This is a genomic window from Enterococcus phoeniculicola ATCC BAA-412, assembly GCF_000407505.1.
GTDB lineage: Bacteria > Bacillota > Bacilli > Lactobacillales > Enterococcaceae > Enterococcus_K > Enterococcus_K phoeniculicola.
The window spans coordinates 852,746-866,596 of record NZ_ASWE01000002.1; the positions used below are offsets into that span (position 1 = coordinate 852,746).

The 13,851-nt window shown below is 32.5% G+C and carries 10 protein-coding genes; all 10 read right to left on the minus strand.

The genetic code is table 11. The features are described from left to right. Positions 1 to 38: 38 nt before the first annotated feature. Positions 39 to 935, minus strand: a complete 897-nt coding sequence (locus tag I589_RS10615) for a helix-turn-helix domain-containing protein (protein WP_010767433.1) — start codon at positions 933 to 935, stop codon at positions 39 to 41. A 1,350-nt stretch (positions 936 to 2,285) separates the two neighbouring features. Continuing rightward, positions 2,286 to 3,359 carry a glycosyl hydrolase family 8 gene (locus I589_RS10620; RefSeq protein ID WP_034684988.1) on the minus strand — a complete coding sequence of 358 codons (1,074 nt, stop codon included), beginning with the start codon at positions 3,357 to 3,359 and terminating at the stop codon, positions 2,286 to 2,288. Positions 3,360 to 3,446: 87 nt separating this feature from the next. Then, complete coding sequence (gene wecB, locus I589_RS10625) at positions 3,447 to 4,550, minus strand: non-hydrolyzing UDP-N-acetylglucosamine 2-epimerase (RefSeq protein WP_010767431.1); 1,104 nt, start codon at positions 4,548 to 4,550, stop codon at positions 3,447 to 3,449. Between the two features lie 18 nt (positions 4,551 to 4,568). Continuing rightward, positions 4,569 to 5,771, minus strand: a complete 1,203-nt coding sequence (locus I589_RS10630) for a glycosyltransferase family 2 protein (protein ID WP_010767430.1) — start codon at positions 5,769 to 5,771, stop codon at positions 4,569 to 4,571. A gap of 45 nt (positions 5,772 to 5,816) precedes the next feature. Beyond that, a complete protein-coding gene (locus I589_RS10635; RefSeq protein ID WP_010767429.1) occupies positions 5,817 to 7,568 on the minus strand; it encodes a polysaccharide deacetylase family protein in 1,752 nt (583 codons plus the stop codon). Positions 7,569 to 8,097: 529 nt separating this feature from the next. After that, positions 8,098 to 9,639 (minus strand): DUF4097 family beta strand repeat-containing protein, encoded by a 1,542-nt coding sequence (locus I589_RS10640; RefSeq protein ID WP_010767428.1) that lies wholly within the window; start codon positions 9,637 to 9,639, stop codon positions 8,098 to 8,100. Beyond that, complete coding sequence (locus tag I589_RS10645) at positions 9,640 to 9,957, minus strand: PadR family transcriptional regulator (RefSeq protein WP_010767427.1); 318 nt, start codon at positions 9,955 to 9,957, stop codon at positions 9,640 to 9,642. 1,025 nt (positions 9,958 to 10,982) lie between these two features. Beyond that, positions 10,983 to 11,303, minus strand: coding sequence for a ketosteroid isomerase family protein (locus tag I589_RS10650; protein ID WP_010767426.1), 321 nt, complete (start codon positions 11,301 to 11,303; stop codon positions 10,983 to 10,985). Further along, positions 11,304 to 12,410, minus strand: a complete 1,107-nt coding sequence (locus I589_RS10655) for a DNA alkylation repair protein (RefSeq protein WP_010767425.1) — start codon at positions 12,408 to 12,410, stop codon at positions 11,304 to 11,306. A 193-nt stretch (positions 12,411 to 12,603) separates the two neighbouring features. Then, entirely contained in the window at positions 12,604 to 13,515 is a 912-nt protein-coding gene (locus I589_RS10660; protein WP_010767424.1) for a helix-turn-helix transcriptional regulator, read from the minus strand. Positions 13,516 to 13,851 lie beyond the last annotated feature (336 nt).

Consider the following 13,851-nt stretch of genomic DNA (forward strand, 5'->3'; position numbering starts at 1 on the left):
CTAACCTTTTCAGTTAGAGGAATTATTGATTTATTTAATTACTTTTTTTGATTATTGGCCTTTCGATATTCTTTTGGCGATAAGTTACTCCATTTCTTAAATTGACGAGAAAAATGAGACAAGTTCTGATAACCAATGATTTCGGCAATTTCATTCACTGAAAGTTTTGGTTGATGCAGTAAAAATTTAGATTCATTATAGCGTAATTGATCTAGGTACTTTTTAGGACTGACAGAATAGATTTTCCTAAAAACCTTTAACATTGTGCTTTCACTTATATTCAATGAATCCGCGATATAGTTCATGGAAAGCAACTGTCTATTTTCTTCCAATGGATATTCGGTAAATGCACGGAAATTTTGCTGAATCGTATCTGCGATTGACTTTGCTAAAACCATCGTTGAATTATCCGATGACGCCAGCTTCTCTTGCTCAAATGTCGCGTAATCAAGTAAGCTTAATACCAATTCGATTAACAGTTTTTCTACAAGTAATTTTTCTCGTAAAGAAAAACTCTCTTGTCCCAAGAGCTCAATATAAGTATATAAGACCTTTTTGATTTCTTGAAAAAACTCGTTGTCCTTGCTCAATTTAATTGGACAATACATTAAGAGATTCTGTTGAATTCCCGGATCATCAATATCAAAGTGTACACAAAAATAGCGCATTCCCTCTTTCGAAATACATGAATTCTCATGACTTGCTCCAGGAGGAATGAGAATAATCTCATCTTCATAAAAATCATAAAAACGCCCCTCAAATTCGGTACGCTGTATCCCCTCTAAAATAATCATTATTTCAAAAGCAAAATGCGTTTCTCTTTTTGCTGTCCAGCCAAAAGAAACCTTTTGTTGGTGACCACCAAAGAACTTCATATTCATGTTGATTTCAGGTAAATTCGCAATTTTCTTTAACCATTCAGGTTTTTCGTTCATACGTATCCCCAATCTCTAATCATTCGCTCTATAAGAATATACCATAAAACATTATCAATAGAAATTTTACCCAAAAACTTATCTAAAAAGACTGAAAAAGTATTTTGCGGGTTTATTTTTCTTCTCATCAACAATATTCAAAAAACAAGATAACCAATAATAGTCGAAAATCTTCAAACTTTTTAATAGAATTTAGCCGGGTTTCAACTAACTCGCTTAAACCTTTTCCTTCTGCTCACAGATAATAACTCTAGAAATAATTATTCTTAACCTTTTCTTTGGAAAAAAAGTTAGCCAGTAGAGTTTTTATTCGAAACGAATCATACCGATAAAAATTATATCGGCTAATTTAAGACTTAGTCTTACATGAATTATAAAAAAATTTATCTTATCACTATTTTGAATTTTGTTCTAAATACTACAATCTGTTTATACTTGTGCCTGATAAAGAAGTTCTATTGTGCAATTTTCCTTTTTTAGGTCTATTGTTCTCAAGTTTACTAATTTGTCTCAATCTAAAAATTTCCCTTCGTTCGTTTCATGACCATCCATATCTCTGATATTATTATCATTTTTTAGTTGTAAAACTCTCCCAAAAAAAATTTTGGTTTGAGAGTCGTCTTACTTAATTAAAAAGTAGTAAGGACTGTCTTCAACCAATCAAGAAACTGAGAATTTTCTTTGACCTCTTTCTGCAATTTTTTGAGATTAACTCTCTCTGGTTCTGATTCCATATATAGCTGATTGAGCTCATGACTATTTTTCGAGTCATAGACTATAGTTAGGATGTCTTTATCTCTTTCAATCTATGGAGTTACACATGACTCTAGTACATTAACTTATTCTGCCATTTCATTCACCCACAAGTTAGTATAGTTCTAATTGATTTTTTCAAGCTCTTCCATTCTTTAGACTTTCGTCACTATACAAAAAAGGAGTTGCTTTTAAAATACCTCTTTGATTAAAATGCACTTAATAAACTACAGCACAGTAAAGTTTATTCCACGACAGACTATCGGACTGTCAAATATCTCAATAAATTAAGGGGTTCACCCCAAAATATTCTCAATTCTGTGACTTATTTTTAAAACAACAACATTTGACAACGAGCCTTTTTTTCTAAAAAAATAGATGCAGATGAATTTCTTCATCCGCATCAAGAATTATATAGTCAGTATTTTATGTGTAAGTGCTTAATTGGGCTCAATTTTTTAGCTTAAGTAGACTTTTGTCAAATGTGTACTTAGTTTGTATCTAATGTAAGTGAACGCTTGGTATTTAAATTTATCATTTCTAAGAGTTTAAGTCAGATAAGTTCATTTATCAGCCTTGTAATAAAATGCAGATTACTTATTGTTCATGTAATAACTGCTCTGCAATAAGAGGAAGTATATTATCAAAAACATGTGTATCTCCATTAGTCACGCTGTATCCTCCATAATACGGACTTGAACTATCCTCATCTCTAAGTAGAATCATCTGTTGATAAATTTGATTTGCTAAGGATAGTTCATCAATTTCAAGTAAATACATAATCAAAAAACTATAAACTGCAGGGGATTCATAATTAACAACTGGCCGTTTTGTATTTAAATCATACATGCCATTAATATAGCCATTATTGTCCATTTCTTGACGAATAAATTCTAAAAAAGCATCTGAAGACTCTCCGGCTTTTGCTTGATGATAGGCAATAATCGCTTGGTCTACGATATTAACTTGAGAATCATAGTGATAGGCTTTTTTATCTACTTCATAAGATTTTGGGTAAAACCCATTTTTTAAAGGAGCATTCTGAAGTATATTTATTGTATTTTCGGCAATTTGTTTATTTCTAGTTACATCGCCTGCTACATTTTCAAGAGCTTCAGGATCAATATAAGATAAGGTAATATCTGTTGAGGCTAGTTTATTCTTTCTATCATAATAATCGACTAGGCTGCCTTGATTGACATTATTCTTAAACATATACTCAGTCATTACCTCAGCAACATGTGCGTAAGAATCATCTTCCCAAAGTTTTGAAGCACTAATCAGTGCGTTCGCAATTCGAGCATCATCGACTAGAGCATTAGTGGTGACTTCTTTTTCTCCTGATTCAGTTAGTTTCCAGTAAACAAATCCGTCTTTCTCTATAAAAAAATCGATTAATGTTTCTTCGTTTTCAATAAATAAACGTTCATCATTTTTATTTATTGCATAAACCATTGAGAGTCCTAAACTTTCAGATAACGCATCCCGTCCAGCGACTAAATCTGTGTCTTCCTGTTTACTCTCTTTGATGTAAGTAATAATTAATCCTTGTTCACTTTTAAGCCACTTGTTAATAAAAATTTCCGTTTGATTTTTAGCTGAATTTGTTGTATTTGTTAGTGGTATCGATTCACTTGCGTCGGTATCATTTTGTTGAGTAGACTGTTTCAAACTGCACCCTCCTAACATTACTACCATGCTAGCCATTATAAAAATCCGTCTCACACTTTATCCCCCATAAATCCTAATAAAATATAGTTACTTAAATTTCATTTTAACATAGTTCACAATCTTTTTGGCTGTATCTCCTTGGCCAAAGGGATTCTGGATTCCACTCATTGTTTGATAATCTTTTGGATTTGAGAGTAATCTTTCAACTTCTTCAACAATCTTATCTTCATCTGTTCCTACAAGAAGCAAAGTTCCTGCTTCCACTCCTTCTGGCCGTTCTGTTGTATCTCTTGCTACTAATACAGGAATTCCTAATCCAGGAGCTTCTTCTTGAATGCCGCCTGAATCAGTAATAATTAGATAGGCCTGCTTCATTAGATGGACAAATTGTTCATACTCTAAAGGATCGATAAGGTGAACACGAGGATTCTCACCAATGATTTCTTGTGCTTTCTCTCTAATCACCGGATTTTTATGAATAGGGAAAATCACTTGTACATCTTCATAGCTATCTGTGATTCTTTGGATAGCACGATATACAGAATGCAAATCATCCAAATTTTCACGGCGATGGGTGGTTAATAAAATTGTCCTTTTATTGTTACTCAATAGATGATTTAATTTATCAGATAAATTATTCTTTCTTTCACTAATATTTAGTAAAGCATCAATGACTGTGTTTCCAACAACATGAATATTATTTGCATCGATATTTTCTTTTAATAAATTCTCTTTGTTTTTGTTTGTTGGCGCAAAATGATCAATTGCAATTCTTCCAACTAATTGGCGATTTACTTCTTCTGGAAAAGGTGAATAGATATTATTTGTTCTTAATCCTGCTTCAATATGCCCTACTGGTATTTGATGTACATAGGCTGAAAAAGCTCCAGCAAATGTTGTTGCTGTGTCTCCATGGACAAAGACATAATCGGGTTGTTCAATTTCAATGACTTTACTTATTTTTTCAATCAATACACTGTTTAACTCGCCTAGAGATTGCCCTGCTTTCATGACCTCTAAATTATAAGTTGGTGTAATGTCAAATAAATCTAATACTTGATCTAACATTTCTTTATGCTGACCAGTATTAACAATCACGCTATCAATCTCTAAATGATTCGCCATCTCTTGAATCACTGGTGCCACTTTAATTCCTTCTGGTCTTGTCCCAAAAATCGTCATTATTTTCATTATATAACTCTTTCCTATCTATGAAGTTTTTTGTTTTTTTATTCGCTCTGTTTTATACCATTTTACTTCTTCTTTAAAGACTATACGTTTTAACTCAAGCAAAGTAGCATAGGCTACTAGAAGAACCCACATTTGAGAGTAAATAAAGTACATAAGTATAGAAACTAAAGCATTTTTAATAGTAAGCTGTCCTTTTTCCAAACTCAGAGACAACCAGATTTCTGTTAAGAACATAAACACTCCTACAACTAGTAGCACATTAGATACCGGTCCAATAGTTAGCGGGGAGTTAGTGAACAGCTGTGAGATAAATATTGCATGGGAACCAATGATTCCTGCAAAGAACAGTATGTATACGAATAGGAAATAAAACAAATCTAGAAATACTTTTTTATTCGAAATCTCTTTTGCGTTAAGTAGAAACTTTGCAATCACATATTCATTTCCACGTGCCCAACGAGTTCTTTGTTTCCACCAAACTTTTACAGAATCAGGTTCTTGTTCCCATGTAATTGCTGAAGGGTAAAAACGAATGTGATAGCCTAAATCATATACGCGAAAACTTAATTCCGTATCTTCTGATAAAGCTTGTTCATCCCATCCCCCTAATTCTTCCACTACTGAACGACGAATGCCAAAATTTGTACCCGGAATAGTCGTCAATTTAAACCAGTTCCATCGACCTGCTTGAGCCATCCATTGAAAAGTAATTGTTTCCATATTAATAAATCGAGTCAATAAGTTATCATTTCCATTTGTTACACGGAATTTTCCAACTACAGCTCCTGCTTTTTCATCTGTGCTGATCCCTAATGCTAATTGATAAACCGCCTCAGGTTCTGGCGTATTATCCGCATCATAAACCACAATGAGTTCTCCTGTGGAATGTTTTAATCCTTGATTAAGAGCACCAGACTTTCCTTTTCCTCCTTGAGGGGGGATTGTATGTAAAACCTTAACAAAGTCATATTTCTGTGCATAGTGATCACAAATCTTACCTGTTCCATCAGTTGAATTATCATTAACCACAATTACTTCTAATTTATCTTTTGGATAGTTTTGCGCCACCATTGCTTTAATTGTTTCTTCGATAACAATTTCTTCGTTATGTGCTGGAATCAAAATGCTCACTGTTGGTAATTCTACTAAATCTTCGTCTAAATTAGCCACAATTTTCAAATGCTTTCTATGCGTTAGGTACCCGCCAATCATTAAGAACATGTGGTAACCAAATCAAGAATAATGAGGCATACATTAAAAAATTCATCATGATTTTATTCTCCCCCAAGACCGTTTTTCTTTTATTTTCTGAATCACAATAAATATAACTAAAATTGAAATGAAAGCTACTCCAAGATAAACCATGAACCAAATCACTTTATCTAATCCAAGATGTAAATAATAGTTGGGGTATCTTAAAGAAGTTTTCATTAACCCAAAATGATCCACGTTAGCTGTCACTTTCCCATTTTTGCTTGTAATGCTCACATTTTCTACATTGACTGTATTGTCAATTTCTTTTAAATCAATCCATTCCAAATTGGGGATTTTTTCCATTTCATCCATTAAAGCGTTGAAGCCTTCTACGCCTAAATAAGGATGATAGAAGCCGCCAATGATCCCATTATCAGCCACTTGGTACAAGTTTGAAGCAGTCATCATTTCTTTTACAGGCTCTTTTAAATTAGGATCTACATATCCGATAGTTTCAGGTAATAATAACATTCCATTTAAAAAACTTGGTTTTGATGCGTATGGCGTGGTATTCATAATTTCCCACTCTTCATCACTTAACTGAATTTGTCCCACGTAAGTTGAGAACACTTCTGATGTAACTGCATACCCATTTTGAGACATGGTATAGTGAGGCGCCTCAAAAGCCAATGGATACAATCCGTAGTTCGCTAATTCTTGAACCCCTTTCGTCAGTCTCTTTTTTATGTACTTTGTTTCAAAAGATTTCTGCTCTTCTAGTGCAGCTAAATATTCCTCTTGACTATCAAAATCAAGAGCAGAGATTTTAGTGAATTTGGCATCGGCCTCTGAATAAATCGGGGACTGATTTTCCACATCCCAAAATTCGAATCCTTCTCCTGTTTCGCTACCTCTATATTGATGGGTGTACCCATGAAGTACAATGGTTCCCCCATTTTTTTGCATATATTTCAGTGCTTCTAAAACTTTAGGAAAATCTTCAAAGTGATATTCAATCTTTGTTTTTGGATCTGTATAAACAGGAATTGTTGCCACCATATAAGGAATATTTCTTTCTTGTAATTCTTTGGCAATCGCCATAAGATTTTCTGGATCAGATAAAGGATGAACATCTTCCAGTCGAATATAGGCTGGAGTTCCTTCTGTTGTTTTTACTTCAAATATCTGATTTAAAACCTCCGCTAAATAAATTGAATTGGGAGGAAATAAGGAATCTGTTGCCATATAGTAGGTGTTTCCTTGATGCATAATAAAAGGAAGCTCTCCATTTTCTCCTTTTCCTTTCGATAAAACAGTTGCATCATCATCAATTGTTGCTTCAATAATACTTTCTGCTTCAATTTTTTGCGTTTTCTTTGGATCACTCATATACGATAACTCATCTATCAGCTGCTCATCGCCAAGATCAACAAAAGAAAAGCTCCCTCCAAGCTGATCCACATTATAACCAATCCCAAGTTTTGCACCTGTAAATGAACCTATTGTTTCAATCGTTGTGTCCGATAATACTTCTTCATCTCGACCAAAGTAAACAAGATGTGTCTTCCCCTCTATATCGGATTCTTGTAGCTCTCTTGAGTTAACAAATTGAATGTCTTCTGCAAAATGCCCTAACCCCATATCCAGCATACGATGCTCTTCATTCAACTGACCATCTCTTGAATCATAAATTACCAGTACATGATTGTTTGAATTAATCGCATCTACCTCTAGAGAAGTTGCTTGCGCATGCTTAGAAATTACCAACAATCCAATTAAGCTTATAAGAAAGCTCATTTGGTAAACCCAATTTTTTTTGTTCATTTTCCCCATTCCTTTTCATGTTAATTATCCCCTTGTTTAGGTTGATTTCTTTTAACCAACCTCTCTCGTAATAAGTGAAGCCATAGAAGGCACCATTCGTGTTTAAATCAATTTCCAATCCTTATTACGAAGTTTTGAAGTGAATCTCAGTGTAAAACCTACGCTATTATTTTATGAATAATAGCGTAGGTTTCATTATACATACGAGAATCATCAAAGTCCACTATTATTTATAAAATAATAGATTTTAAAGAACGGTAGTTGTTTTTTGATGTTATACGTATAATTATCTATCCGTATCATAGGGATACTTGTTACATTTATATGAAAGAGTCTGTTAAAGCTTCCTTAAAGACCGTTTTTTTAGATAGCTACAACTACTATTTCATTATGTAATACGTATACTTTTGATCTATTTCCAGCACCTTAGCATTTAGAATAGACTAAAAATTATTAAAAAAAAGACTGGGATAATATCAAATTCTATGATATATCCCAGTCTCTTAGTTTAGAACTATTTGCATTAAACTTATTCAATTTTTTCCAGTACTCTAACCCAGTCACTATTGGAATTAATGGCTACAGAATAGTCGCTTTCGACATTTGCAAAAGGATTGTCTTCTGTTTTCTTATCTGAAGCTATGTTAATATTTACAGGATAGTTTTTATCTTGAAGCCATTTAATTATCCCACTGTTACTTTTAACTTTTCCGCTTATAAATTCTGATTGTATGACAATTATCGGTCCTGAATCATTCACAAAATCTACGGAACCAGTATTATCTTCTCCTACTATTTTTCCAATGCTATTTTTGACTGTCAACTCGCCATATGTATTTTTTACAGCTATCTGTCCTTCAATTGATTGAATCGATAATTTTTGTATTGTAGAATCTTCCAAAGTGACTCTCCCAGAAACATTATCGAGTTCCAGTATGTCTGAAGTAACTTCTTTTAAAATTGAAATGCCTGAAATATCCTTTATTGATAAGTCACCAACGTAATCAGTAACCACAATTTTTCCAGAATTATTGTTGATGTCAAAATCTGCTTTAGACTTTTCAATAATTAAATCAGCACTATCATTTTTAATATCTCCGGAATTAAAAAGAACATTTTTAAAGTAAACATCCCCTTCATTTATCTTAAAATTTAGATTTTCAGAAGAAATATCCGTTAGTCTAACATCTCCTTTTTTAAGACTAATCTCCAAATCAGATAAGGTTGTTTCTTTGGGGACAAGAAATACAATCTCCAAATTCTTAAATTTAGTAAACTTGTTTTTCCAGCTATTTTTATTGACGGTTAAATCAATTATCCCATCTTTTTTACTACTATTAAGTTTCTTGATATCTTCTTCCTCAAAATTTCCTCTAACAACATAACTCAGGGATTGTGATTTTGATACTTCAGTAACTGTCACCACAACATTTACATCCGTATTTACTTTTATTTTAATTGGACTTGTTGTCTCGACTTCAAATTTCGAAGAAAAATAGTGCCCTTCGTAAAATAACTGATCTGTTAAAGAGAATATCGTTAACAACAGAACTCCAAGGCCACTTACCATAATTGATAATAATCTCAATTTTTCTTTATATTTTGTGAAGTGAATAGAAAATAAAAATAAAAAAATAGCCCCACAAAATAAAGATATTAAGAACGGAATAATGGCAAAGTGTTGATCAAATAGAAGCTCATTGCCAATATATATTAATGAATAACCTAAAATAAAAAATGTTAAAATAGAAAATATTATTCGCACCATTTTAAAGAATAGTTTCAGCATTCGATTAGATTTACTTTTAATCGAACTAACAAATTCTTCTATTAAATGTTCCTTTGGGATCACATACGTTTTACTGCGCTTAGAAATCTCTATATTTTTATCTTCATAGTAATCTTCAGCAACTTGTTTAGGATCAGGTAAATTAGCTACCACTTCTTCCTCTGATTGCCCTTCCTCCATACAAGTTCTTAACTGCTCTAAAAGATCCTCCTTCATTTCATTGAAGCCCTCAACATCCTCTTCATCGAAATATCGACTGAGCAGTTCGAGATATTCTTTCATTTATTCTTCCTCCATCAGTTTGTTAACTTCCACAATAAACTCTTTCCAATCAGCTTGTAATGTTCTTAGGTACTTTTCACCTGATTTAGTGATACTATAATACTTTCTAGAAGGTCCATCTGGTGATTCTTTCATATACGTGTAACAATACTCCTCTTTAACAAGTCTTCGCAATACAGGATACAGTGCGCCCTCAGTAATTGAGAAAAAACTGTTTACAATTTGAGTTAACTCGTAGCCGTAACGATCACGTTTAGAGACTAAATCCAATACGCACATCTCTAACGCTCCTTTTTTGAACTGACTGGTTGCTCTCATTGTTCGCCTCCTGTATAGGGTTATTTGCTTTTGCTTATAGAGTAAAGATAAGTAAAAAAAGGTCGTTTATACATACATGAACTACCTAAAGATACTATATATCGATAGTTCATTTTCTAAAAAATAGTTGTGCTTTTTGCCCGTAAACTTGATTCATAAATCATTTCAAAATGTTCTTTGTAAACAGTTAACCCGTAGCCCAAATCTTTTTAGAAACATATTTTCTTCTATTCCCTCTATCTATTTGATATATTGCTGATTGTCCTTAAAATAGCTTCTATTGATTATACCAATTTTTATTTAGAAAGGTAAGCTTTCTTCTAAAATATAAATTTCGTTAGATGGTTCAAAGTATCTGTATATTCTTTCCTGTTCAATACATCTAGTCTGCTTATTGTTTCTTCAGTGAATCCATTGGGATAAAAAAACTTAATTGAGTTTCATGAATCACTTTATTTTCAAAATATAAATTTTTCTCATGATTGTCAGAACTATACAAATCAAAAGGAGAGTATCAGTAGCCATTTGAAACAATTTTTATTTCAAATAGTTTCAACCTTGAATATGTATCAATTTTAGCTATTCCATAATAATCTAAATCCATTTCTGTCCATAAAAGCCAGCGATTGAAATCCAATTCGTGCTTAAGACATACGTCCTAACGAAAAAATCCAGATACCTGTCAAATTGATTGGTATCTGGATTATTTTTTTGTACATAAAATAAGAACAGCTTTGTTAAAATAAAAGTGATAAAACAAATAAAAAAGCGAGGTATTCTTCTATTTAAAAGTTATATTACAAATCAAATTGTTTCTTCTCAAAATTTCAGTAAAAAAAGGATATCAATTCGCAATTATCGAATTTAAAAGTAAATTTCTGTAACGAATTGGTTACCAGTTCATTTTTACACAGATTAAATAACGTTAGGTTCTTATCTCTCAATCAGGATTTGATTCAAAAATATTTTGATGATTTTCTTAAACCTATAAACCACAAATATTTATAATACATTCTTTTTCTTTATCATTTAGTATTCGTAATTGCTAATTCAGAGATTAAGCCATTGGATAGTGTAAAGGTGAAATCTAATAAAATTGGGTCAAATGAGCCTGTGACTTCACCAATGACTATCGTTTTCACTCCTTCTGTTCTTATTTGAAGCACCTTGACTTTCACATTTTGATTATTTGCCTGCTGGATATGTTTTGCTATAGTCACATTTCCACTATACTGTCTTCCTTCATCGAATAGGATAGAGTTGCTTGTAAAACATTTTTTTAATTCCTCTTCATTATAATTGTTTGATGCTTCAAAATACTGTTTTATTATTTTTTCTAATTTCATTTATTTGCCTGCTTTCTCAATTTTTAAATTAATTTCTGTAGTTGAGACTTCTATTCCATTTACCAATAAAGTGATTTTATGGCTCCCAGCATAATGTTTTCGAGTTGTGAGGTTAGACCAATCATGTGTTTTTCTACCCTTTAGTTTGCTCATCGCATTCACCGTTTTATCTGAAAGTAAAAATTTTTTCCTTGAAGTAGAACCATTTGCCTTAACAAAATCTATACCATATTCAATTCTGAGTTTCACTGGTTCTAATGATTCTATGTTTACAGCATACTGTAGTTCTGTTTTCTCTCCTAAATCAATCGTTTTCTTATCTGTTGTTATTTCCCCGGAAGCAACTAAACTTTCTTGGCTTGCATAATCAAATAAAGACATAATTTCCGGAACACTTTGTTTCACTAAGCTACGACACCCATGACGTACAATCCAGTCTGTATCTTTATTTTCACCAAACCATTGCTTTGCAGTCTGAATCACCAAACAAGGATTATCTTTTGATATATCATTTAGATTGTTAGCTACACTCTTTCTGACATAGAGAGATGGATCTTTTTTTAGAATGTTTAATATCTTCAAAACTGGAGTTGGATTAGTCTTGTAAATAGGAAGACTCATTCCCCAAGGAAGACGCGGTCTACAACCTTCGCTAGACAGTCTTCGTACATGTTCATTTTCATCTTTTGCCCAAAGAATCAGCTTTTCCATCACACGTTCTGGATTCTTTAATATAAATGGTCTTATTGCAAACTCTGCTGAAGACATCGATGTATATCTTTTTAAAGCCTCCATCGATAATTCAAAGTATTTCTCCTCCAAACCATGAAGCGACACAAAATCAGGGAAAAATAAGTAAGCAAACCCTACACAGTCATCTACTATTAAATCCAATACTTCAAGTGCTTCAGGGTAGCTTTGTGGCAGATAACGACCTAGTTCAGTAGAAATTTTTTGCATCCGTTCACGTAATTTCAGACTAAACCAGTCATCATTTAAAATATCTTGGACAAAGTGATTTTCATCGAAATCATTATAGACGGATTTTACTTTCTGAGCGAATTCAATAAGAAATTCCTCTGAATAAATATCTTTAAGTTGAGCCAACTTCTCACACATCCTTTTGTAGAATCTTTTTTATTTTTCTCAAGATACTATTTAACCCTATCATGACAATGTTGAATGGATAATCCCTCAAATCTACGATATAAACCGCTTTGAATTGAGTCAATTTGTAGTCAACCTATATTTAAAAAGTGATTCAAATCATGATTTAACATTCTAGTTAGCACTCCATTTGTTAGTTATCTTCAAGGGTATCATAAGCTTCTTTTAATCGTTGTTTTAACTGTTCTCGAATTGATACAGGAGAAATCACTTTTACATGAGAACCAAAGGACATCAAGAAGGAATAAAGCCATTCATTTTCCGGTATCGCAACATTTAAAATAAGACTCTCTTTATTTTCTTTTAGATATTTTGAATCAAATATGTCGTATAAACGGTGAGATTGATACTTATCAAAATGTAGTTCTATTTCAACTGTCCTTTGCTGGTCAAGTACAGATGGCTGATATTTTCGCTCTTCGTCACCATATTCTCTCGATAAATCAGTCGTTAAACCATTCAGATGGTCCATTCTTGTCAATTTAAAGAGTCTATAGTCATTCTTAATTAGGCAAAACATATAAAGATACCAATCCCTACGTTTATAGATCAGTTTCAGAGGATCACCCTGTCTTTTTGATTCGTTCCCCTCTGAGTCAACATAGGTAAATGATAGTTGCTTTTCATATAGGATAGCTCGTTTTATCTGTTCAAATTTTTGATCATCTTCATAATTGCTTATCCCCCAACGATTTAAATCGACTTGAACCCAATTGATTCTTTGATCGAATAAAAGTGCCATTTTTTTAAGCGTACTTCCGTCACTTAAGTGTGGAACACTCGTCATGCTTTGTAAACCAAAAATGACTTCTTTGCTTTCATTTTCAGTTAAAAGAGATTTATTTAAAATATAATTTTCCATCAATTGAATGCCACCATTTCTTCCTATTGTAGTGTATATAGGAAATCCAACAGTGCTTAGCGTGTCTATGTCACGATAAATTGTTCTAATAGAGACCTCAAAATATTCTGCAAGTTCTCTGGCAGAAATACTCTTTCGTTCCATTAGCAGCATTAATATCTCAAGTAGCCGGCTATTTTTCATTTGATACCTCCTCGTAAATGTAGTTTAGCATACTAATACTGACAAAGAATGTCAGTATTTAAATTTAATTTATTTAGCTTAAGAAAGAAGATCTGTTTGAATTAAAACCAAATATACTATTTAAATTTTCCCAGAAAAAGAACCGTTTCTCTTATAAATATAAAAAACTTCTAAGGGATTAAAAAAAGGAAATCTCCCCATTTCTAATAGGCTCTATACTAGTTATGTTCCTACTCATTTCGAGTAACAATACCAACTAATATAGAGCCTATTATTCCCGTTACTTTTTTCTACAATGACTTTAGTATGATTCAATTACCAAAACACGTGAACCTT

Bases quoted from the DNA above. Each gene is read 5' to 3' on its own strand.
- I589_RS10615 (WP_010767433.1), bottom strand. From the start codon at position 935: ATGAACGAAAAACCTGAATGGTTAAAGAAAATTGCGAATTTACCTGAA.
- wecB (WP_010767431.1), bottom strand. From the start codon at position 4,550: ATGAAAATAATGACGATTTTTGGGACAAGACCAGAAGGAATTAAAGTG.
- I589_RS10630 (WP_010767430.1), bottom strand. From the start codon at position 5,771: ATGTTCTTAATGATTGGCGGGTACCTAACGCATAGAAAGCATTTGAAA.
- I589_RS10635 (WP_010767429.1), bottom strand. From the start codon at position 7,568: ATGAACAAAAAAAATTGGGTTTACCAAATGAGCTTTCTTATAAGCTTA.
- I589_RS10640 (WP_010767428.1), bottom strand. From the start codon at position 9,639: ATGAAAGAATATCTCGAACTGCTCAGTCGATATTTCGATGAAGAGGAT.
- I589_RS10645 (WP_010767427.1), bottom strand. From the start codon at position 9,957: ATGAGAGCAACCAGTCAGTTCAAAAAAGGAGCGTTAGAGATGTGCGTA.
- I589_RS10650 (WP_010767426.1), bottom strand. From the start codon at position 11,303: ATGAAATTAGAAAAAATAATAAAACAGTATTTTGAAGCATCAAACAAT.
- I589_RS10660 (WP_010767424.1), bottom strand. From the start codon at position 13,515: ATGAAAAATAGCCGGCTACTTGAGATATTAATGCTGCTAATGGAACGA.